13 protein-coding genes are annotated in these 23,527 nt (G+C 38.8%); 8 read left to right on the top strand and 5 right to left on the bottom strand.

Annotated elements, in window-relative coordinates; genetic code table 11:
* Positions 1–16: 16 nt before the first annotated feature.
* Positions 17–673 carry a succinate dehydrogenase cytochrome b subunit gene (locus BLW28_RS09485; RefSeq protein ID WP_073218356.1) on the bottom strand — a complete coding sequence of 219 codons (657 nt, stop codon included), beginning with the start codon at positions 671–673 and terminating at the stop codon, positions 17–19.
* A 218-nt stretch (positions 674–891) separates the two neighbouring features.
* On the opposite strand from BLW28_RS09485, the gene BLW28_RS09490 reads away from it, so the two are divergent.
* The gene (locus BLW28_RS09490) at positions 892–1,503 is read left to right on the top strand and encodes a class I SAM-dependent methyltransferase (protein WP_073218353.1); all 612 of its coding nucleotides are present in this window, start codon (positions 892–894) and stop codon (positions 1,501–1,503) included.
* A 25-nt stretch (positions 1,504–1,528) separates the two neighbouring features.
* On the opposite strand, the gene BLW28_RS09495 is transcribed toward BLW28_RS09490, so the two are convergent.
* Positions 1,529–4,993: a hypothetical protein gene (locus tag BLW28_RS09495; RefSeq protein ID WP_073218351.1), complete on the bottom strand. Its 3,465-nt coding sequence runs from the start codon at positions 4,991–4,993 to the stop codon at positions 1,529–1,531.
* Positions 4,994–5,210: 217 nt separating this feature from the next.
* Between BLW28_RS09495 and BLW28_RS09500 the strand changes: the two genes are divergently transcribed.
* A complete protein-coding gene (locus BLW28_RS09500) occupies positions 5,211–5,975 on the top strand; it encodes an exodeoxyribonuclease III (RefSeq protein ID WP_073218465.1) in 765 nt (254 codons plus the stop codon).
* 299 nt (positions 5,976–6,274) lie between these two features.
* On the top strand, positions 6,275–7,303 hold the full coding sequence (locus tag BLW28_RS09505; RefSeq protein ID WP_073218346.1) for an IS110 family RNA-guided transposase: 1,029 nt from the start codon (positions 6,275–6,277) through the stop codon (positions 7,301–7,303).
* A gap of 199 nt (positions 7,304–7,502) precedes the next feature.
* Here BLW28_RS09505 and amaB read toward each other — a convergent pair whose 3' ends face one another.
* Positions 7,503–9,059, bottom strand: a complete 1,557-nt coding sequence (gene amaB / locus BLW28_RS09510) for an L-piperidine-6-carboxylate dehydrogenase (protein ID WP_073218343.1) — start codon at positions 9,057–9,059, stop codon at positions 7,503–7,505.
* A 182-nt stretch (positions 9,060–9,241) separates the two neighbouring features.
* Positions 9,242–9,778, bottom strand: a complete 537-nt coding sequence (locus BLW28_RS09515; protein WP_073218340.1) for a 3-hydroxyanthranilate 3,4-dioxygenase — start codon at positions 9,776–9,778, stop codon at positions 9,242–9,244.
* Positions 9,779–9,842: 64 nt separating this feature from the next.
* On the opposite strand from BLW28_RS09515, the gene BLW28_RS09520 reads away from it, so the two are divergent.
* The 4 genes from BLW28_RS09520 to pbpC all read left to right on the top strand — a co-directional run bounded on the left by BLW28_RS09520 (position 9,843) and on the right by pbpC (position 20,590).
* Positions 9,843–10,910: an isoaspartyl peptidase/L-asparaginase family protein gene (locus tag BLW28_RS09520; protein WP_073218462.1), complete on the top strand. Its 1,068-nt coding sequence runs from the start codon at positions 9,843–9,845 to the stop codon at positions 10,908–10,910.
* 818 nt (positions 10,911–11,728) lie between these two features.
* Positions 11,729–12,175 (top strand): IS200/IS605 family transposase, encoded by a 447-nt coding sequence (gene tnpA, locus BLW28_RS09525; protein ID WP_092842562.1) that lies wholly within the window; start codon positions 11,729–11,731, stop codon positions 12,173–12,175.
* A 250-nt stretch (positions 12,176–12,425) separates the two neighbouring features.
* On the top strand, positions 12,426–18,041 hold the full coding sequence (locus tag BLW28_RS09530) for an alpha-2-macroglobulin family protein (protein WP_073218333.1): 5,616 nt from the start codon (positions 12,426–12,428) through the stop codon (positions 18,039–18,041).
* Between the two features lie 191 nt (positions 18,042–18,232).
* Complete coding sequence (gene pbpC / locus BLW28_RS09535; protein ID WP_073218330.1) at positions 18,233–20,590, top strand: penicillin-binding protein 1C; 2,358 nt, start codon at positions 18,233–18,235, stop codon at positions 20,588–20,590.
* Between the two features lie 696 nt (positions 20,591–21,286).
* On the opposite strand, the gene BLW28_RS09540 is transcribed toward pbpC, so the two are convergent.
* The gene (locus BLW28_RS09540) at positions 21,287–22,810 is read right to left on the bottom strand and encodes a T9SS type A sorting domain-containing protein (protein WP_073218327.1); all 1,524 of its coding nucleotides are present in this window, start codon (positions 22,808–22,810) and stop codon (positions 21,287–21,289) included.
* A gap of 223 nt (positions 22,811–23,033) precedes the next feature.
* On the opposite strand from BLW28_RS09540, the gene BLW28_RS09545 reads away from it, so the two are divergent.
* The gene (locus BLW28_RS09545; protein WP_234946472.1) at positions 23,034–23,522 is read left to right on the top strand and encodes a GbsR/MarR family transcriptional regulator; all 489 of its coding nucleotides are present in this window, start codon (positions 23,034–23,036) and stop codon (positions 23,520–23,522) included.
* Positions 23,523–23,527 lie beyond the last annotated feature (5 nt).

Below are 23,527 nucleotides of genomic sequence, written 5' to 3' on the forward strand. Positions count from 1 at the left end.
TTAAATTTCGTGGTGATTATTGATTAAGGTGTAAATAAATCGCAATAAAAACGAATCCTAAAGGAATGAATATTGCGTAAAACTTCGTGAAACCTTGTAATGCTTTAGAATACTTATTGTTCCAACCCATACTTTGGAAAGACGAAGAAAAGCCGTGCCAAAGGTGAAGCGCTAACAATACAAATGAAAGGCTATACAAAGCTGTTCGTATTGGACTTTCAAATTTTTGAAGCAACTCGGTGTAATAACGTGTTTCGTCGATTGGATGGCTCTCAATGTATTTGTGTACTATTTCTGGAAACCAAAAGTCATAGAAGTGAAGTCCTAAAAATGCTAAAATCACAGCACCACTAATGATCATATTTCGCGAAGCCCAAGTTGAGTTTTCATTGCCTTTAAAAGACTGATATTTTATGCTCCGGGCACCACGGTTTCTTATTTCAAGAACAAAGCCCATTATAAAATGGAAAATAACTCCAAAAATTAAAAGCGGTTGAGCAAGAAATTGAACAAAGAAGTTGTGCCCCATAAAATGAGACAAGCTATTAAAAGTTTCAGGATCAATAACCGAAGTTAAATTAATGATGAAATGTTGCGCCAAGAAAATGACGAGAAACAAGCCCGAAAGAGCCATCGCTACTTTTCGTGCAATTGAAGAGGTTAGTATTGCCATTATTATTTTATTTCGAGAATAGTTGTACAAAAATACACTTCAAACCGCATGTTGCCAAACATTCTTATCTGTTTGAATCTATTTAGAATTAGTTTAAATACCGTAACCTTAGTAAGCTCCAAAACAACCGCTTTAAGCCCTATAAAGTCATTTGTTTTTTGATTAATTTTATCGAATTGATTTTCTTGTCTGATAATTCATTTTAAATTCAACAAAAAATGCTACCAAGCCAAAAGAACCACTGGGAAACTGTTTATGAAACGAAAGCACCTAGCGAAGTTAGCTGGACACAAAATCTACCAAAAACATCATTGGATTTTATCACTTCCTTCAATTTACCAAATAATGCAAGCATTATTGACGTTGGTGGTGGCGATAGTAAGTTGGTCGATTTTTTACTTGATGCTGGATTCACAAACATTTCTGTATTGGATATTTCTTCTAAGGCACTCGAGAGAGCCAAATTGCGTTTAGGAGAAAAGGCCGAATTGGTTGACTGGATAGTTAGCGATATCTCAGATTTTAAACCTCAAAAAAAATTTGATCTCTGGCACGACCGAGCTGCTTTTCACTTTCTTACTTCACCTAAACAGAAAGAGAAGTATCTAGAAATAATTCGAAACAATGTGAATGGGTATTTGGTTTTGGGAACTTTTTCGGAAAATGGGCCAAAAAAATGTAGCGGGCTTGATATTCAACAATATTCTGAAGATTCCTTGTCGCAATTTTTAAAAAATGACTTCGAAAAAATAAAATGCTTTACCGAAGATCATACAACACCCTTTGATACTACACAGAATTTTCTGTTTTGCAGCTTTAAAAGACGATAACAAGAAATTTTACATCTTTAGCAAGTTAAAAATATGCCCGCAACTGTACACTACCTGTGTGTACAGTTTTGGTAGTTTCACTTTTTCTTCCATTATACGATAGATTGGCGTCTAGGTATTTCGTAATTCGTTTTTGTAAAAGCGCCCGCCACGTAAAGTTAGTGCCTGGCTGCAATCCTTCGAGCATTTGGTAGGCAACGGGAGAATACGCACTACCCGAAAATTTGTTGTTGATATAATTAAACTCTCCATTGATTGATACCTTTTCCGCATTGGAATACGCAAATGAAAACCCAAGAGTTTGTTGCTTCAACTTTTCTTGATCTCCAAGTTGATTGTCGTTATTCTTAAAATTGAAAAACACATCAAAACGGGTTTGTCGGTTGAGTAAATATGAAATTTTTGGATTTAACTCATACGATTCTAAAAAGTAGTTCCGGCTCTCAAAGTTTTCAGATAGGCTTTCATTAAATCCTTTAGCTCCTTTGAAGTTGAACAACCATGCTTCCCAGAATTTATGGCTGAAATTTAACTGGTGGCTCTCCAAATTATTCTTTTGTAGACCAATAGTTAGTAAATTGTCGGCGGAAGTAGCTATATAAGTATAACTGGTTGTAAAGTATTGTTTTCCCCGATTAAAGAATAGCGCATTTCTGAAATTCAGCGTCAAGCCAAGTTGATCATCGCCTCCATCCTTAAACGGATTTATATTGAAACCGTCGTTTTTCCGCTTCACTTTTCGATCCAAAATGTAGGAAGTCTGATTGTAAAAATGTGAAAGCAGTTTTCGGAACCCTTCCTTATTCGACCACGCTTGCGGATTTAAGGTCAGGATTTGACTAAACTTATTCTGACGGATTTTCAAAAACACCTGATTTGGTAATAACACGCGAATGTACTCCGCCTGATCTTGAAATTGTGCCACTTCAAACTCTTCTAGCTCCTGAATTCCGTTGTTATTATAGTCTATCCACATATAAATTCCCTGCCCTGGATCGGTTTTTACATAGGTGTATTCCTGTTGCGCAATTACCCCGTTGTTTGATTCTAAAGTCGTATTCCAACGGACTCCCCCATCAAAAAACATTTGATTGTATAAAATTCGGGAATTGAGCGATTTTTCAGTTTCTCTAGACACTAACTCATCCTGAATTGTGGAGTCTATACTTATTGTTCTTCTTGAAAACGGTTCGTATTTTACAGTCCGATAGTTGGCAAAAGCCGATAACTGCGTGTTTTCAGAATTAATTAATCGCGACTTCAAGAAAAAGGTATTGGATGAATTCACCTTTTGTAATTTTTTATTCCGAACACTATCGTTCACCCGAAATTGATATCCTAATTCTACAAATACATTCGTACTGTCCCCAATTCCTGAAAACACTTCATACGAACTAAATTTCTGGCTCGCGATGGAAATACTGTCTCGGGCTACATCCATAATGCGGTTGTCTTCTAGTGCAATCTTTCCTCCAAGCCAAGATTTTTCGAAGGAATAAGAAGATGTATTGTTAAGACGATAAAATTTTGAAGAAATGGAATCTGCTTTACTATTCAGCAAACTTCCATAGGTGATGAATTTGAGTTTTTTAAGTTTTAGTTCTGAAGCTATTAAATGTCGTGAGCCATTAAAGTTTTCAGAAAAATTTAAATTCTGAAACTCATAGCGTCCGCCACCAATTTTGGGATGCGAAACCTCAACTCCAGAAACTATAAAACTTTGGTTTCCCAATGGATTAGTCAAGTTCCAATCTCGGTTGAACTCAACGTTATAGAGCCTTTCAATAGTTCTAAAATCCTTTTGAACATAATCCAAAGCTCCTAATGCTTCTATTTTTAAGGTGTCGGTGGTTGTTAAAACTCGCTGTTTAATAGCCAATCGGCCAGCAAAGCCATCGTTATCATTATTATCTAAATCGCTAAAAAGATTACGATCGTTATTACTTCCTGCAATTTCAAAATCTATTTTTGTTTTTTCAGAAGGATGGTAACTTCCATTCAAACCACCAACTTGAATTTTTTCTGGCGCATTCAACCTGATAACTGGTTCGTAATTTCCTTGCTTAACTCCATTTATTGGCGGTACGTATTCATAAATTCGGTTAATCGCACTTTGGTTACTGATGACATAATTACCGCTATTGTTGCCTAATAAAGTGAAGCGTACGTTAAAAAGTTCATCATCAGGATTGTTTGAATAAGCAAAAACTTCTTGCCCGTTGATAATAATCTTTTTATAGAGAATTTTATTTTCAGAATACACATCGGGAACAGCCGAAGGAGCCATCATGGCATCCTTATCGTCTCCTGCTGCTTTTAGAATGGCTACTTGTTCTTCTGTTAAACTTTGTTGCAAAGGTTGGTTTTTGGCATCACTTTCAGAATATACATAGACGCCCAAATCTAATTTCCCGCTTGAATAATTTCCTCCGCCGTAACCAATAAAACGTGTGTAACTGCGATCTGTAAATTGGTATTCCACAGAAATACGCATATTGGCTGTTATGGGATATGTTGGGTTGAACCTAATCTCGCCCGCATTGTAATCAATTTCATAGTCTTCGTTTTCACCACGTTTCAGTAAAAGTCCGTTGACGTAAACCCGCTCACTTCCCGATACAACCAGGATGTAAAGTTCGCCATTCGGGCCAACGAGTTTGTAAGGGCCTTGGTTTCCTTCTTGCCCCACAAATTCACTCTTTGCAAAAACGCCTTTAACCAAAGCTCCAGAGGCAAAAGCAGAAATTTTTGAACCATCTGCATTATTAAACGTTCCGCTCAACGAAATACCCTGTACTTTTTTAGTGAACCGTCCAAAATAACTTCCTTTATTTTCCAGATCGATATCGCCTGCCCGGATATTCCAAGTGTCGCCAAAAAGTTCAATAAAAATCTGATCAAATTCATTTAAACTCTGCGAATATCCACTTTCCTGTGCGGGAATGTTCGCGTCTTGAATTGAGGCACGAATAGAAACTTTATCGCTCAATTTTCCAGTAATTTGAAGATCCAGTTCACTGTTGACCACCGCATTTTGGTTATTCCCAATAGTGATGCCTCGCGAGATGCTTCCAGAAGTGTTTAAGCCGTCAAACGGAGTGAAGGTATTGACGTTTGTAGATTCTTGAAGCGAATACAACTTGTCCATTCTCCCGGTGTTTTCAACAATGATTTTTGAATCGAGCGTAAAATAATCGCGGGTTAAAAAAGAAGGGTATTGCAAATATTCAATTGTAATTGAGTCCTGTTGTTGCTGTAACTCTTCTGAGAAAATGACAACTCCTTTTTTAAAATCGATACGATAACTAAAAGGGTTGGGGGCGTTTCCATTTTTGTCGAGTATTATGAACCGTTGTGGGTTAATTCCAGAACTGTCTAACACTACAGTATCGCGTACGGCTACTTTTTTCACTCGATAATTTGAAGTCACATCCTGCGCAAACCCAATAGCGGTGAAAAAAAAGAAGAAAACAAGCAGTCGGTACTTCATCAACTATACAACTTAACACTTCCTATTTTATTTTGTGAAAAACTTTTGTGTATTGATTAGTGTGAATAAACACTCTTTTTCCCACCAAAATAGAATTCTTTCAAATGTAAATAAACCAATAAAGAATTAAGGTACAAGTTGTATATAGCGGTTTAGATTTTTAACTTGTCGTCTTTTATTAAATCAATTAAAAAAAGTCGATTTGCAACAGAACGATATAAAAATAATCTCATATAATGTAAATGGAATTCGAGCAGCAATGCGAAAGGGATTTATAGAATGGCTCAAAGCTGCTAACCCAGATATAATTTGTCTTCAGGAAATAAAAGCCAATTTTGAACAGGTTGATATTGAGGAAATTGAAAAAGCAGGATATCCATATCATTATTGGTATAGTGCACAGAAAAAAGGCTACAGTGGCGTTGCAATTCTTTCAAAAATTGAACCTGATCATGTGGAATACGGTACTGGCATCGATTATATGGATTTTGAAGGAAGAAACATTCGAGCAGATTTCGAAAATTTTTCAGTAATGAGTCTGTATATGCCAAGTGGTACGAATATAAATCGGCTTGAGTTCAAGTTTTCCTATATGGACGATTTTCAGGAATATATTGACACGTTGAAAGTAAAAATTCCAAATCTCGTGATTTGTGGTGATTATAACATTTGTCACCAAGCTATTGACATTCACGACCCTATTAGAAATGCTAATGTTTCAGGATTTTTACCTGTAGAAAGAGAATGGTTGGATGGGTTTATGAAAAGCGGCTTTATCGACAGTTTTAGGCATTTCAACAAAGAACCGCATCAATATACGTGGTGGAGCTATCGTGCCAATTCAAGAAACAACAACAAAGGATGGAGAATAGATTACAATCTGGTTTCGGAACCTTTAAAAGATAATTTAAATCGTGCTGTTATTTTGCCAGAGGCTAAACACAGTGACCATTGTCCGCTGTTGGTGGAATTAGCATTTTGATTTTAAATGAAAAAACCCCAAGGGTTTTAAAAACCTCTTATGTTTGATTTCTGAATACGTATCCAAAAATACAATTATTTTAGGCTTTTAAATTTACTGAATAAGAACAGGGAAGGGTTGGCTTTAAAACCTAGACAACATAATCTTGTATGTCCACCCAAAGATAACAACCTTTTCCTGTATTTTTCCAAGAGTCACAACAGTATTGAGAAACCACGGCTATATGCTTGGATTTCGTATCAGCTAAGAGGAAAGACGGTGGGAAAAATCCTTATTCTTTATAACCTAACACAAGAATAATGGTACAACCAAAAGTAGTGAAACAAGTAGTAGGTATTGATATAGGAATGGAAAGTTTCTTTGCCTGTTATCAAGTGAAGGATCAACATGAGCATATTGCCATCAAAGGGACCAAGTCATTTAAAAACAGCCCCAAGGGCATGGAAGAGTTCCTTTCGTGGTGTGAAAAACGTGAAAAGGACGTGGCTCCACAGCCTATTTATGTGATGGAGGCCACGGGTGTATATTATGAGAACCTGGCCTACTTTCTCTATGAGAACGACCAGAAAGTAAGTGTACAGTTGGCGCAAAAGCTAGCTTACTTTGCCAAGAGCAACAATCTGAAAACAAAGACGGACAAGGTCGACTCAAAAATGATTGCTGCTTTTGGGATGGAAAAGACACTGGGTGCATCAGACTTATGGACGCCTCCAAGCAAGGAGTTCAGGGTCATAAGAGACCTATCAAGAGAGCACACCAGTCTCAAGAAAGAGATCACGGCCGCCAAGTCCCAGCTTCACGCAATGGATCACGCACATAAGACCTATAAAAAAGTAATAACACTTAAAAAACAGATGATCTCCTTTTATAAAAAACAGTTGGATATCATCGAGAAAGAACTGAAAAAGCAAATAAAAGCAGATGATCAGCTCTATAAGAAGATCCAAAACATTGAAACGGTAAAGGGACTGGGGTTCATCACGATAATTAAAGTGATATCCGAGGTAAACGGCTTTTTGCTCTTCACCAATATCCGCCAGTTGGTCAGCTACGCGGGGCTGGACGTAGTGGACAAGGAATCCGGGAAGTACAAAGGGAAGGCCAGGATATCAAAAAAAGGTAATGCACGCATCAGATCTGCTCTATATATGCCAGCCGTGGCTGCCGCCACCCATAACATTAATTTGAGAGATTTCTATGAACGCGTAAATGACAACCGTACGGTAAAAAAACATGGAGTCGTAGCGGTAATGCGCAAATTGTTGATCTTGATATATACATTGTGGAAAAAAAATGAACCATATATTGTGGATTATCAGTTAAGATAAACTTCGGGTAACGATGAAGGACGGGCCTTCTTTTTGCCACAAAAAAGGCGGAGTCAAACTCCGCCCAGTAGATAGACTTCGGTACAACGAATTGGACGAAGCCTTCTTTTTGCAAAACAAAGATATTAATTAAATAATTGAAAAATGATTAGGATTTGAACACAGTATCTTTGGGGTTTAGTTTTATATTTAGAGAATATTAATCTAAATCAAACTTGATTCCCTGTGCCAATGGCAACTCGGTAGTATAGTTGATAGTATTTGTTTGTCTTCTCATATAAACTTTCCAAGCATCACTTCCGCTTTCGCGTCCGCCACCTGTTTCTTTTTCACCTCCAAAAGCACCTCCAATTTCAGCGCCAGAAGTACCGATGTTTACGTTTGCAATTCCACAATCAGATCCTTGAACCGAAAGGAAACGTTCAGCTTCACGTAAATTGTTGGTCATAATTGCGGAAGAAAGTCCTTGTACAACTCCGTTTTGAAGTTCAATAGCGTTTTCAACATCTCCACTATACTTCATCATATATAATACAGGAGCAAATGTTTCGTGTTGAACAATTTCATAACTGTTTTCGGCTTCAGCGATTGCTGGCTTAACGTAGCATCCGCTTTCATAACCTTCACCTTCAAGAACACCGCCTTCAACAATAATTTTTCCACCTTCTTCTACAACTTTTTCAAGTGCATTTTGGTAGTTTTTTACTGCGTCTTTATCGATAAGTGGCCCAACGTGATTTTTTTCATCCAACGGGTTTCCAATCTTCAATTGCTTATATGCAACAACAACAGCATCTTTTACTTTGTCGTAAATACTTTCGTGGATTATCAATCTTCTGGTTGAAGTACAACGCTGACCCGCAGTTCCAACAGCACCAAAAACAGCACCGATTACTGTCATTTTAATATCGGCATCTGGAGTTACGATAATTGCATTGTTTCCTCCAAGTTCAAGAAGTGATTTTCCTAATCTTTTTGCAACTGCTTGAGCAACGATTTTCCCCATTCTGATAGATCCTGTAGCAGAAACTAAAGCGGTTCTACCATCATTGGTCATTAGCTCACCTACTTTGTAGTCCCCATTTATTAAACAAGAAATCCCTTCAGGTAAATCGTTATCAGCAAAAACTTTTGCAGCAATATTTTGACAAGCAATTCCGGTTAATGGAGTTTTTTCTGAAGGTTTCCAAACACAAACATCTCCACAAACCCAAGCCAATGCTGTGTTCCAAGCCCAAACAGCCACTGGGAAGTTAAATGCTGAAATAATTCCAACAACTCCAAGTGGGTGATATTGTTCGTACATTCTATGTCCTGGACGCTCACTGTGCATTGTTAATCCGTGTAGTTGACGTGAAAGACCTACTGCAAAATCGCAGATATCGATCATTTCCTGTACTTCGCCTAAACCTTCTTGGTAACTTTTTCCCATTTCGTAAGAAACAAGTTTTCCTAATGGTTCTTTAAGTCTTCTTAATTCCTCTCCAAATTGGCGAACTATTTCACCACGTTGCGGTGCGGGCTTTACTCTCCAGGTTTTAAAAGCTGAAGTAGCCGTTTGCATTACTTTTTCGTAATCTTCTTTTGAAGTAGCAGTTACTTTTCCAATCAATTCGCCATCTACTGGTGAATAGGAAGAAATTTCTTCTCCATTTGAAAACCATTCGCTTCCAGTGGAAGTTCCTAAGTTTGTTTTTTTAACTCCTAATTGTTCCAATGCTTCTTCTATTCCGAAGGAAGTCGTAGTTGCTTGCATAAATATATATTTAAATGAAATTTTTTGTGAATAAAGAAATGGGATATTCCCTCCCTTTAATAATTCTGCAAAGGTACAGAATGAAGGTAAGAATGAAAAATGAATAGGCCGTAACCTTCTTTTACTCTAAAATGAGTAAGAAACATAGCTTCCTCCCCTTGTCAAGAGGGGTCAGGGAAGGATTAGTCTACTGTAAAACGTGGGTCGGTTTCCATTATTGTTCCACATGTATCGCACGTGCGTAGTTCTTTACTGTTATAGAAATGTTTAAAATGTTTCAGAAAGTCTTTTTCTATATCACTAAGTGGAAAATAAACTTCATATAGTTTATTGTTGCAATTGTCGCAAAACCATAAAAGGCCGTCCTTTCCGTCAAGGTCTGTTCGCTTTCTTTCAATAACCAAACCAATTGAGCCTTCACTTCTTCCTGGAGAATGTGGCACTTTTCCAGGATGTAAGTACATATCGCCTGGCCCTAATTCCATCACCTTTTTTTCTCCATTTTCTTGAATTGCAACTTGAATATTTCCTTCCAGCTGATAAAAAAGCTCTTCGGTTTCGTTGTAATGGTAATCCTTTCGAGCATTCGGACCAGCGACAATCATCACGATATAATCGCCAGAATCTACATATAGGTTTTTATTGCCTACGGGTGGCTTTAGTTTATCTCGGTTTTCTTCGATCCACTTATTTAGGTTGAAAGGTTTTTTGATTGCCATTGTTTGTATATTTATCAGATTAGTAAAAATACGGGAAAATGATTAAAATGAAAAACGAATGGCTATGATAAAAATTGCAACATACATTTTTGCAATCCTTCTGCTCTTTGGATGTAAAAACGACAAAGCCTCTACTTCTGAAATCACTAATACTTCTGAAAAGTCCCTTAAAAGTGAAGAAAACTTCGGAATTGTAATTCACGGTGGTGCAGGGACTATTCTAAAAGAAAATATGAGTGACTCACTTGAAGCTGCTTATAAGGCAAAGCTAAAAGAAGCCATTTCCGTCGGTCACGAAATCTTAAAAAATGGTGGAACTTCTTTGGAAGCCGTTACACATACAATTAATGTATTGGAAGATTCTCCACTTTTTAACGCAGGAAAAGGAGCTGTTTTTACACACGAAGAAAGAAATGAGCTCGATGCTTCCATTATGGATGGAGCAACGCTGAATGCAGGTGCAGTTGCAGGTGTTAAGCGCATTAAAAACCCAATAGATTTAGCCAGGGACGTAATGCAAAAAAGTGAACACGTAATGCTTTATGGTGAAGGTGCGGAAGAATTTGCAAGAAGACTAGGTTACAAAATGATGGATACTTCGTATTTCTATACTCGTGATAGATATGAGTCATTAAAGAGAGTTCTGAGGAAGGAGCAAAGTAAAAATGAAAAATCAATCTCTTTTGAAGATTCATTTATAAAAGACTCAAAGTTCGGAACAGTTGGTTGCGCCGCTCTCGATAAACACGGAAATCTCGCCGCTGGAACCTCAACTGGCGGAATGACAAATAAGCGATGGAATAGAATTGGTGATGCGCCAATTATTGGAGCGGGAACTTATGCAAACAACGCAACTGCCGCGGTTTCATCAACTGGTTGGGGTGAGTTTTTTATCCGTTCCGTGGTGGCTTATGACATTTCTGCTTTGATGGAATATAAAGGAATGACGCTACAAGATGCTGCAAGGGAAGTTATTCAGAAAAAAGTTCCAGCACTAGGTGGCGATGGCGGCATTGTGGCTATTGATAAGGACGGAAACGTGGCAATGGAATTTAATACTGCGGGAATGTATCGAGCTTCAATGAATTCGGAAGGAGAATTAGTGGTTGGGATTTATAAAGAGGATGAGTAGAGTTGGGCTAAAGCCCACTCAGTTTGCAGGTTTTCTTGGCCCCCAGCTAAAGCAGGGAGTTATTCGATGGCAGACTTAATCAATCGCCGTTAGTTCTACGAATAATCTCGCGGCTTTAGCCCGGGGTCACTGAAGCTCAGCCTTTCAATGGGCTTTAGCCTAAATCATTATTTTCTTCTAAATATTTAATTCACAATTTCTTCCAATTCACTTTATTGACTATCTATGTCCCCAGTTAATGCGGGGGTTATTCGATGACAGACTAAATCAATTGCCGTTAGCTCTACCAATAACCCCGTGGCTTTAGCTCGAGGTGACCAAAGTACAACTCTTCAATAGGGCTTTAGCCTAAATCATTATTTTCTTCTAAATATTTAATTCACAGTTGCTTCTAAGTCACTTTATAGGCCTTCTATGTCCCCAGTTAATACGCGGGTTATTCGATGATAGACTTAATCAATCGCCATTAGTTCTACGAATAATCTCGTGGCTTTAGCCCGGGGTCACTAAAGTTCAACCCTTCAATAGGGCTTTAGCCTAAATCATTAGTTTCTTCTAAATATTTAATTCACGATTGCTTCCAATTCACTTTATTGACTATCTATGTCCCCAGTTAATGCGGGGGTTATTCTCTGTTAGAAGTAATCAATCGTCGTAAGTTGTACAAATAACCCCGTGGCTTTAGCCCGGGGTGACTAAAGTCCAACGCTTCAATAGGGCTTTAGCCTAAATCACCCATCGCATATAACCTTATAAAGAGAAATTGGTTAAAAGTTGAATTTCACCTATATTTATTGGGAATCTAATCTCATTGTATTATGTCATACGTCAAAATCTATATCCATCTAGTTTGGAATACAAAAAATCGACATCCATATCTTTCCGCCTTGGAGGTTCGGCAAAAAGTATGGCAACATATCCGTCGGAATGCAAAGGAAAAAGAAATCTTCATCGATAGGATAAATGGACATAAAGAACATTGTCATTGCCTTTTCTCCCTTGGAAAAAATCAAACAATCCAACAAATCGCACAATTGCTCAAAGGCGAATCCTCCCATTGGATTAATAAAGAAAATATTCTGGGTAATGAAAGATTAAAATTCAAATGGCAAGAGGAGTATTTCGCGGTTTCCGTTTCGGAGTCGGTGGTTGGGAAAGTTCGAAAGTATATTGAAAATCAGGAAACTCATCATCAAAAGAAGACATATCAGCAGGAATATAATGAGTTTATTAAAAGGTTTGGGTTTGAAAGATTAGAAGGTTAAAGGTTGGGCTAAAGCCCATTTCATTCTACTGCATTCTAACCCTCAGCTGAAGCTGGGGGTTATTCGATGACAGAATTGTTAATCATAGGTAATTCTACGAATAACCCCTCGGCTTCAGCCAGGGGTATAAAAGTATACTCAGCCATCTAGGGCTTTAGCTTAACCTTTATTTTAGTTTGCAATTTTCGGAACACAAATTGCAAGGCATCCATTTTTCCTTTACTTTTAAATCTTCCTAAACTCGCCCGTAATGAAAATTTTTCATCGCCTTTTAATTCTCTCTTTGGTTCTTCTGATTTTTTCCTGTAAAGACAAAGACAAACATTCCGAAACCGATAATCTCTTTAAATTCAAAGAGTATATTTCCTATAATACTTTCGGAAATAAATCTATAACCACAGATATTAAAGTAGGGTTGGCGCGACCGCTAGAGCAGTTTGAAATGTCTCAAGAACTTTCTGTAAACGAATATTTACAAATCTCTCCCAAGGTTGACGGTAAACTTGTAATCGAAAACGGCAACACTTTAATTTTTGTGCCATCCAAAAACTTAAAACCCGATACTGAATATTCGGTTACGGTAAAACTGAACAAGCTATACGACGACATTTCAAAGGAATACAAAACCTATACTTTCAGTTTTAGAACTATTAAGCCAAATTTTAAGGTAAACCTGGTTAAGCTTCAATCGTATAGCAAGGAATGGCAGTATTTAGAAGCGTCTGTAGAAGCCTCAGACTTTATTTCCATAGACAAAGCAAAACAACTTGTTTCTGCTTCCCAAAACGGACAGAATTTAAAACTGAAATGGCCTGCGGAAATAGCTGATGGTCAATATTTCAGTTTTAAGATTGATAGTATTTCCCGTAAAATGGAGGATTCTGAGATTCTAATTAAGTGGGACGGCAAAGCAATCGGTGCAGAAAATCGAGGAGAAAACACTTTTAAAATCCCAGGACAGAATAATTTCACAATTTTGAATGTCAGTAGTACGTTGGCGCCTCAAGCTTTGCTAAGTATCAATTTTTCTGATCCGTTAATGGTAAATCAGGATTTTTCAGGATTGGTCAATATTGAAAACTCACAAAATTTAAGATATGAAGTAGATGGAAATGTTTTAAATGTTTATCCACCAAATCGAGTTATAGGCAATGTAAAAGTTACTGTTTTCAATGGAATAAAAAATACCGAAGGATATAAATTGAAAAAGGATTTTTCAGAATTAGTTTCTTTTGAGCAATTAAAACCCGCCATTCGGATGATTTCAAATGGGGTGATTCTACCAAATTCTTCTGCTACGCCCATTTATTTTGAAGCCGTTAATCTTTCCAAAGTGGATGTTCGTGTTATTAAGATTTATGAGAATAACGTACTTCAATTTCTTCAAAGTTACAATCTGAACGACAACGACACTTATGATATCCGTCGTGTGGGTCGAAGGATCGCCAAAAAAACAATTGATTTAAAATCTGATGGCTTAGGAGATAATGGAAGCTGGAAGGCTTATGCCATTAATCTTTCCGAATATTTTAAATCCGATCCAGGCGCTATTTATCAATTAGAGCTCAGCTTCAAAAAGGATTATACTACTTATGATTGCGATGAACCTATTTCCGAAGAAAAAAACATTGATGGAAGCGAAGATGAATACTACGATGAAGATCCTTATTACGCAGTAGATTCTTCCGAAGATGAAGAAATCCGTGAACAACGTTATTGGGACAACGAAATTTATCGCTGGAGAAACTACACTTATAATTGGGAACAGCAAGACAATCCCTGTCATCCTGCCTATTATAATGACGAACGAGTTGTAACCGCTAATATTCTAGGTTCAGATTTGGGATTGATCGTTAAGAAAGGAAACAACCGTGCCTACCAATTTTTTGCTACAAATCTAATCTCCGCAAAACCTGAAAGCGGTGTAAAAATCAAACTTTTCAATTATCAAAAGCAACTTATTGAAACCGTAACCACAAACAGCGATGGAAGTGTACTTTATGATAGTAGTAAAAACGTCGCCTTCGCCGTAGCCCAAAAAGGAAATAATTTCGCTTATGTGAAATTGGAAGACGGCAACGCTTTGTCAATGAGCAATTTTGATGTTTCTGGGAAAGAACTTCAAAGAGGGTTAAAGGGTTTCACTTATACCGAACGTGGAGTTTATCGTCCTGGCGACAGCATCCACCTTACATTTGTCTTGAACGACAATGCCAATCCACTTCCAAAAAATCATCCCGTAACACTCTCAGTAACGGATGCACGAGGAAAACTTGTTCAACGTACGGTTTTAAATAATACAACCAAAAGTTCCTCTCCTTCTTCAAGGGGAGGTGCCGAAGGCGGAGGGGTTTCGGACAACTTCTACTATTTCCCAATAAAAACCGACGAATCGGCCCCCACGGGAAATTGGAACGCAACCATAACTGTTGGTGGTGCCCAATTTAGCCATACCTTAAAAGTGGCTACAATAAAACCCAACCGATTAAAAATCAAACTCGATTTTGAGGATGAAATCCTCGATGCTACCAAGCCAGTTAAGGGAACGGCAAGTGCATTGTGGCTTCACGGTTCGCCAGCGAGAGATCTTAATATTGATATGACTGCTACACTTCGGGCCAGTAATTCTTCATTTCCGAAATATCCTAAATTCAATTTTACAGATCCAATAAGAACATTTGATGAAGTGGAAATTCCTGTTTTGGACACCAAACTTTCTTCTGAAGGAAGTGTCGCTTTTAGTAAGAATCTGGAAGTAGGTAAGAACACACCGGGAATGCTAAAAGCCACTTTCTTGACGAAGGTATATGAGGGCGGCGGCGATTTTTCCATAGACGTTTTCACCAAGGAATTGGCGCCATTTTCCTATTTCGTAGGATTGAAATCGCCTGAAGCTCGTGAATACGGGTCGTACTATACAGATGAAAACACTTCTTTTGATGTTGTAACCGTTGATGCGCAAGGAAATCCAGCAGGCAATCGCGAACTGGAAGTAAAGATTTTTCAGATTGAATGGCGCTGGTGGTGGAATCGCGGCGCCGATAATCTATCGAGTTATGAAAATTCCACTGTGCACCGTCCCGTTCAAGGTTTTACTGTAAAAACCGATGGCAGCGGAAAAGGAAAGTTCAACGTAAATATTCCCGATGAGGAAGGAGGCAGATATTTAATAAGGGTAATCGACAAACAATCCGGACACGCCACAGGAAGAGTTGCTTATTTCTATAAAAACTGGTGGCAACGTCCGAGCGATGGCGATGCTGAAAGTGCTAAAATGCTGGTGTTTTCATCAGATAAGGAAAAATATACAGTAGGCGAAAAAGCTTCCATTACGTTCCCTTCCGGAAGTGAAGGCAGAGCTTTGGTGAGTGTTGAAAACGGTACCGAAGTTTTGGAAACGCAGTGGATTGAAACCAAAAAAGGTGAAACTCAGGCTACCATTAAAATCAACAAGGAAATGGCACCGAATATTTATGTGAACATTTCCTTACTCCAACCCCACAGCCAAACCAAAAATGATTTGCCGATGCGGCTTTACGGGGTGATTCCCCTCTCGGTAGAAGATCCTTCCACCATTCTTCATCCAAAGATTACGATGCCTGAAGTATTAAAACCCGAGGAAAATTTCACCGTAAAAGTTTCAGAGGAGAATAAAAAGCCAATGACCTACACCATTGCAGTGGTGGATGATGGTTTGTTGGATTTAACCCGCTTTAAAACCCCCGATATTCACGAAGCTTTTTACAGTCGCGAGGCACTCGGGGTTAAGACCTTTGATATGTTTGATTATGTAATTGGCGCCTATTCCGGCAGTGTGGATAATATTTACGCAATCGGGGGTGGCGATGAAGCTTTGGGGGCTAAAAACCGAAAGGCTGACCGATTTAAACCTGTGGTGAAATATCTCGGTCCGTTTGAACTCGCGGCTGGGAAAACGACAACCCATCAAATAATGATGCCTAATTATGTAGGTTCTGTACGAACAATGGTCATTGCGGGCGATAACTCAAAAGGCGCTTATGGCAATGCAGAAAAAACAACACCCGTTCGCAAACCATTGATGGTGTTGGCTTCGCTTCCGCGGAAATTATCTCCAGGCGAAACTGTTACCCTTCCTGTCACTGTTTTCGCAATGGAAAATAAAGTGAAAAATGTTTCCATCACTGTAAAAACAGGAGATGCCCTAAAACCTATAAATGGAACTTCAAAAACTGTTTCGTTTAGTTCTCCAGGAGAACAGATTGTTAATTTCGAATTCCAAGTTTTACCAACCCAGGAATTTCAAACAATTGAGGTTTTGGCTTCCGGAAATGGTGAAAGTGCTTCTTATAAAGTTGAAATCGACGTAGAAAACCCCAACCCGATTTCGCAGAAATCCACAAATTATACTCTAGAAGCCAACTCTTCCCAAACCATCGATTTTGAAACTTTCGGTGTGCCGGGCAGCAATTCCGCTACATTAGAGTTTTCCACTTTACCTCCAATGGATTTTAGCAGACGGATGGAATTCTTGATCCATTATCCCTATGGCTGTTTGGAGCAGACCACTTCGGCAGCTTTTCCACAGTTGTATTTGGCAGATGTTTTTGATATCACCTTCGACAAAAAGCAGCAAATGGAGAAAAACGTAAAAGCGGCAATCGAAAGAATGGGAAGATTCCAAACCACCAATGGCGGACTTGCTTATTGGCCAGGCGAACGAGAAGCGGATGAATGGACGACCAATTACGCGGGTCATTTTATGCTGGAGGCCCAACAAAAAGGATATGCTTTGCCAATTAGTTTTATGAGCAATTGGTTGCTTTATCAGCAAAACACGGCGCGACAATGGCGAAATTCTTATGCGGTTTACAATTCTAGTTTGGTACAGGCTTATAGGCTTTACACTTTAGCCTTGGCCGGAAAACCAGAACTGGCCGCGATGAACCGACTTCGCGAGAGCAAGGAACTCAGCAATGATGCCAAATGGAGATTGGCAGCGGCTTACGCCTTGGCGGGCAAGAAAAACGTTGCGGAACAGATTGCACAAACGGCAAATATCAATTTCGTTCCACAGAAATATGACTATTACACTTACGGCTCCCCTTTTAGAAATAAAGCAATGGCCTTGGAAACTATGGTGCTTTTAGGGGATTCCAAACAGCGAGATTTAGCATTATCACTAGCCAAGGATTTATCATCAAAACGTTGGTACAGCACCCAAGAAACTGCTTATGCATTGATGTCTCTAGCAAAAATGGTTGAAAAGAGCGGAGGGAAAGAAATGGAGCTCACCTTCACCAAAAATGGAAAAACCAAAGAGGTCAAAACCGATCGTGCCATTGCACAACGCGATCTTTCCTTTGTAATGGGCGGAAATTCCGTTACCGTTACCAATAAAAAAGGGAATTTAGTTTACGTTACGCTTTCACAAAGAGGTAAACTTCCTTTAGGAGATGAACTGGCCGAACAGCGAAACCTTTCTATTAAATCGCAGTATTTGGATGGGACTGGAAAAGCTTTGGACGTTTCCAATCTACGTCAGGGAACAGAAATAATTGCAAAAGTCAGCATCACCAATACTTCCAATAGCAGCATAAATAATGTAGCGTTAGCGAAAATTTTTCCAAGTGGTTGGGAAATTGTAAACACCAGTTTTACGGAATTCGGCGGCGGTGCGACAGGAAAAGCTAGGTATACCGATATCCGCGATGACAGGGTAAATTTCTTCTTCGATTTGGATATAAATGAAACGCGGACTTTTACGGTTAAATTGAATGCATCTTATCTAGGTACTTATTATTTGCCGGGAACCCAGGTTGAAGGGATGTATGATAATAATTATTATGCACGGAATAAGGGAATGTGGGTGAAGGTCCAGTTATGAGTATTTCAAGTTATGAGTTTGAGCAATTAAGGGCAGAAAAAAGGATTTTAAAATTTGCAAGGTTTTCCAAATGGGAAATCTTTGAACGAAATTCCTGCAAGGTGTTCCCCGCTTTTTCTGCGGGGCTCCTTGTAGGTCTTATTCCAATATTTATTCGTGCAAGTTCGTGACATTAGTGGTTACTCCAGAAAATGAAAAAGATTATTCCCTTCCTCAAAACCCACAAAATAAAACTCGGCATTGCGTTGATTGTATTTTTATTTTGGCTTTTCTGTCTCCCTTCGCCATTATTCAATGTTCCCACCGCAACCGTTGCAGAAAGCAGCAACGGACAAATGCTGGGTGCACGGATTGCGGATGATGGGCAATGGCGGTTTCCGCAAATGGATTCGGTGCCCGAACGCTTTGAAAAATGTGTGCTCTACTTTGAGGACGAGCATTTTTATTGGCATCCTGGGTTTAATCCAGTTTCAATTTCAAAAGCGCTTTGGAATAATCTCACCACAGATTCCCGCCGTGGAGGAAGTACAATTACCCAACAAGTTATTCGCCTTTCCCGACAAAATAAAGGTCGAACGTATTTTGAAAAACTAATCGAAATCTTTCAAGCTACCCGTTTGGAGGCGGGCTATAGCAAAAAGTCAATTTTGAATTTATATTCGTCCTACGCACCTTTTGGTGGAAATGTGGTAGGGTTGGAAACTGCCTCTTGGCGGTATTTTGGAATTCCCACCAGTGAATTGAGCTGGGGGCAATCTGCAGCGCTAGCTGTCCTTCCCAATGCGCCTTCTTTGATATTTCCAGGAAAAAACGAAACTATTCTAAAACAAAAAAGAGATGCGCTTTTATTGAAACTTTTTCAGAAGAATGTCATTGATGAAACTACTTTCGAACTCGCTTTGGAAGAAAATCTACCGGGAAAACCGCATGGGTTACCTGAATTCGCCCCTCATTTAACCGAAAAAATTCGAAAGGAACACCACGGCCAACGGATTAAGACAACGATTGATTTTTCACTTCAAAATAAAGTGAATTATATTGTAAAAGAGCATCATTACATATTGGCTCAAAATCAGATACACAATCTCGCAGTTTTGGTGATGGACGTGAATACACGAGTGATTCTGGCTTATGTAGGCAATTCTCCAACTACCGCCGACCATCATAATTTTGTGGATATCATTGAAAAACCCAGGAATACCGGGAGTATTTTAAAACCTTTCCTCTTTGCGTCGATGCTTGATGCGGGAGAAATCCTTCCAAATGTTTTAGTTGTGGATATTCCAACTTCGGTGAATGGATATTCCCCAGAAAACTTCGACAAGAAATATAATGGCGCCGTACCCGCAAGTGTGGCATTGTCACGGTCATTAAATATTCCAGCCGTTAGGATGCTTCGCGAATTTGGATTTCAACGATTTTACAATATTCTGAAAAAGACCAATCAAAAAGCGATTGACAAACCTGCCGATTATTACGGGCTCGCGATGATCCTGGGTGGCGGAGAAAGCAGTTTGTGGGATATCACCAAAGCGTATGCGGGAATGGCTTCAACCCTTAATTTTTTCAATACTTCTTCAAGTGAATACAGGGAAAACGAATTTGTGGAACCTGTTTATGTGAAAAATCACGCTGACATTCCCTTTGGAAAAGTTCAGCAAAAACCTTCGGTTTGGAATGCGGGTGCTATTTATGAAACCTTTGATGCAATGCAGAAAGTGAATCGGCCAAATGGAGAAGAAAACTGGGAATTCTTTACCAGTAGCCAACCCATTGCCTGGAAAACAGGAACAAGTCACGGATTTAAAGATTCTTGGGCCGTTGGGGTTACTCCAAAATATGCAATTGGCGTATGGGCAGGAAATGCATCAGGGGAAGGGCGACCGGGATTGACAGGGATTCAAGCAGCTTCCCCGATATTATTTGATATTTTGAATATTTTACCTAAAAGTGGTTGGTTCGGAATTCCTTATGATGAACTGGCTGAAGTTGAAATCTGCGCTAAAAGTGGCCATTTGGCTGGATTATTTTGTGAGGAAACAAAAAAAGAATGGATTCCTATAAATGGAACTCGGACAGACGCCTGCCCGTATCATCAAACGATTTTCTTGAATGCTTCGGAAAATTATCGCGTCAATTCTTCCTGTTATCCGCTTTCAGAAATGGTTCAAAAGAATTGGTTTGTCTTACCTCCTGTCATAGAATATTATTACGCCGCGCTTCATCCAGAATATAAATCCCTTCCTTCTTTTGCTCCAGATTGTTTGCGCGAAGGAGAAAACCTGATGGCTTTTATGTATCCGAAGCGGAATGAAGCGGTACTTCTTCCGAAGAATTTCGATGAAAATATAAACGATGTCATTTTTAAAATCGCTCATCGTTTTCCAGAAACTACAGTTTATTGGTATTTGGATTCGCAATATATCGGCAGCACCCAAACCTTTCACGAGTTGGCGGTTTCTCCAAAACCTGGAAGCTATATTTTAACGGTAGTGGATAGTGATGGGAATACGTTAAAAGAAAGAATTGAGATTGGACAAATTGAATAAAAAGACAAACGGCAATAGAACATAACTCCTTCACTCGGGTGCGCCCGAAATCATGAACTTTATCTAACTTGACTTACGCCTAGTTAATTTGCGCATTAAAAAAAGATAGATTTTTAACAAAGTGTTTATATGGAAGGAATTTGGCTAAAGCCGGATCTGCATTCAGCATTTTACCCACGGGCTAAAGCACCGTGGTTATTCAAGATTGTATTTAAATAACCCAGTGCTTTAGCTCGGGGAAATTCAATGAAAATTCAAACGGCAATAGAGCGTAACTCCTTCACTCGGGTGCGCCCGAAATCATGAACTTTATCTAACTTGACTTACGCCTAGTTAATTTGCGCATTTAAAAAAGATAGATTTTTAACAAAGTGTTTATATGGAAGGAATTTGGCTAAAGCCGGATCTGCATTCAGCATTTTACCCACGGGCTAAAGCACCGTGGTTATTCAAGGTTGTTCTTTAAATAACCCAGTGCTTTAGCTCGTGGAACTAACAAAAATGGACATCGGCTTTAGCCAAATTCCCTTCAAACCTTTCCGCAGCAATCAGCTTTATTAAAAAAGAGGCTATCCCGTAACGGAAAAACCTCTTTTTTATAGTTTGTAATCTTGAGGACTCATCAATTTCTTAGGAAAAATCATTCCTAAAAACTACGCTGTTTTATGTCCTAAGTCCTACCGTCCTAGGTTCTTTTTATTGTTTCACAAAACGAACCGTAGTCGATTGTGAATTCGAATTCAACTTCACCAAATAAGTGCCTGAAGCTAAATTTGAAACATCAACTTGCCCTACTTTATGAATTTCCGAAGAAATTACTTTCTTGCCCAACATATCATAAATTTCCAATTGGTATTTAGATGAAGCATCGTTCATTTCAATTGTCAATTGCTCGCGAACAGGGTTTGGATAAAGACGGAAGTCAGCATTTTTGAAATCATCAGTTCCCACCGTATCTTCATTTAGGAAACGCGCAATCTCAAATTCAGAGCCACCGCCACCGTATGAATATCCTGCCAATATAATCTTGTCATCGGCCTGAAGCGCAATTGCATACCCGTAATCTTCACGACCCATATTATCAAAACTCACCATGCCGTCGCCATTAAATGTTGAATCTAGGTTTCCATCGGTGTCAAATCTCACCATAGCCATATCAATTATGCCGTGAAATATAGTATAACCCATCAAAATAGGCTTGTCGTCTGCCTGCAATACCAAGTCGTTGGCATAGTTTGCACCATCAACCAATCGAGCTGTAGCGACTCCAGAAGTTCCATAAGAAGCATCAAGGCTTCCATCGGTATTCAGTCTTGCAACAAATAAATCGTGTCTCTGGTCAAGATTGGCAATCCATTTATGCCCACCGATCAATATTTTTCCATCGCTTTGTATTGCGATACCTTCACCAAAGTCGTTCCAGTCGCCTACATTAAAAATCACTTTGCCATCTGTTCCAAACGAATTGTCTGTTGAACCATCTGCATTAAGTCTTGCAGCGGCAACATGAAAGCGATTTTCGCTACCATTCAACGCAAATCCAGAGATTACAATCTTTCCATCATCTTGAAGGGCAAGATCGTCTGCGTAACTAGTAGCGCCGTCGTAAGTAAGAACCGCCCAGCCATTCACGCCAAAAGTGGTGTCCATACTACCATCAGTAGTGATTTTTGCCACGGCTAAATTATCATCTCTATAACCGACCATTAAAATTTTTCCATCATCCAAAAGAGCCATAGCTTCAGAGGCTTCGGCTTCTGGTGTTTCAATGCGAAAAATACCGTTTGTGCCAAAGGTGTTGTCAAAGCTACCATCTTCATTAAGGCGAACTATGGCAAAATCGCCCGAAACGTTGTCCCAAGTACGTCCTCCCAAAAGAATTTTGCCATCAGGCTGTTGTGCCATATCCATAACATATGATTTTACAGAGCCAACAGGAAAACGCAATGTCCCTTCCGTTCCGAAAGAAGTGTCCAAAGTTCCATCTTCATTATATCTGGCAACAGCCATTTGATAGGATGATGGAGTACCAGCGGTTCCTGCCACTAAAATTTTTCCATCGGCCTGAACAATTGTGGATTCTGCCATATTGTAATTTGAATGAACAGCAGTGGTAACCACGCCATCAGTACCAAACGTTGAGTCCAAAACTCCCGATTGGGCAAAGGTTAGTAAAGGGGATGCAAAGAGTAATAATAGAAAATAGGTTTGTTTCATCATAATGTGTTTTTTAAATGTTTGATGCGAAGGTATTAAGTTCTTGTTTCGTTCTTGGTAAAATGCGTAGATATACGTGTTTCAATAATAAATATATTAATCACTGTTAATTTGAAACATAACAATCTGACTTTCAGCTAATTAAAAATTAACAAAATTTTATCACCTGTTCAGTTCGGTTTTTTGCGAACCAAAGCTATATTTGCACTCTTAAAATTTCATTGCTTTGAATAAAAAGGATAAACTAATAGAAAAAATGGGTGTGCACTTAGAGCATAAGGAGCAATTGGCTCCTTTGGCTGCTCGTATTCTGTCTAGTCTAATTCTAAAGGGAAAAAAAGGGGAGACTTTTGAAAACTTGGTTTCTGAGCTTCAAGCTAGTAAAAGCACAATTTTCACTCATCTTACAACCTTACAAGCATCACATAGAATTACATATTACACCAAGACTGGCGACCGTAAAAAATACTTTATTTTAAGTCCGAATGCGTGGATACAATCTATGGATGAAATGATAAATAATTGGAATGATGAACGAGATATTCATCTAGAAATCATAAATTACAAAGCCGAAACCAATAAAAACTTTCCTGAAGATTCTGATGAAAGGTTTGATTTGGGCTTCCATCATGAGTATCTAAGTTACTTAAATCAAGCTACAAGCCTGATGGAAAACCTGAGACAGAAACTAATTGAAAACCATAAAAACGACTAATTACA

Origin of the sequence: Aequorivita viscosa (assembly GCF_900106795.1) — a bacterium.
Classification (GTDB): domain Bacteria; phylum Bacteroidota; class Bacteroidia; order Flavobacteriales; family Flavobacteriaceae; genus Aequorivita; species Aequorivita viscosa.

Coding starts and splice junctions, on each gene's coding strand:
- BLW28_RS09530 (WP_073218333.1), top strand. CDS start 12,426: ATGAAAATTTTTCATCGCCTTTTAATTCTCTCTTTGGTTCTTCTGATT.
- pbpC (WP_073218330.1), top strand. CDS start 18,233: ATGAAAAAGATTATTCCCTTCCTCAAAACCCACAAAATAAAACTCGGC.
- BLW28_RS09490 (WP_073218353.1), top strand. CDS start 892: ATGCTACCAAGCCAAAAGAACCACTGGGAAACTGTTTATGAAACGAAA.
- tnpA (WP_092842562.1), top strand. CDS start 11,729: ATGTCATACGTCAAAATCTATATCCATCTAGTTTGGAATACAAAAAAT.
- BLW28_RS09515 (WP_073218340.1), bottom strand. CDS start 9,778: ATGGCAATCAAAAAACCTTTCAACCTAAATAAGTGGATCGAAGAAAAC.
- BLW28_RS09495 (WP_073218351.1), bottom strand. CDS start 4,993: ATGAAGTACCGACTGCTTGTTTTCTTCTTTTTTTTCACCGCTATTGGG.
- amaB (WP_073218343.1), bottom strand. CDS start 9,059: ATGCAAGCAACTACGACTTCCTTCGGAATAGAAGAAGCATTGGAACAA.
- BLW28_RS09505 (WP_073218346.1), top strand. CDS start 6,275: ATGGTACAACCAAAAGTAGTGAAACAAGTAGTAGGTATTGATATAGGA.
- BLW28_RS09540 (WP_073218327.1), bottom strand. CDS start 22,810: ATGATGAAACAAACCTATTTTCTATTATTACTCTTTGCATCCCCTTTA.
- BLW28_RS09520 (WP_073218462.1), top strand. CDS start 9,843: ATGATAAAAATTGCAACATACATTTTTGCAATCCTTCTGCTCTTTGGA.
- BLW28_RS09485 (WP_073218356.1), bottom strand. CDS start 673: ATGGCAATACTAACCTCTTCAATTGCACGAAAAGTAGCGATGGCTCTT.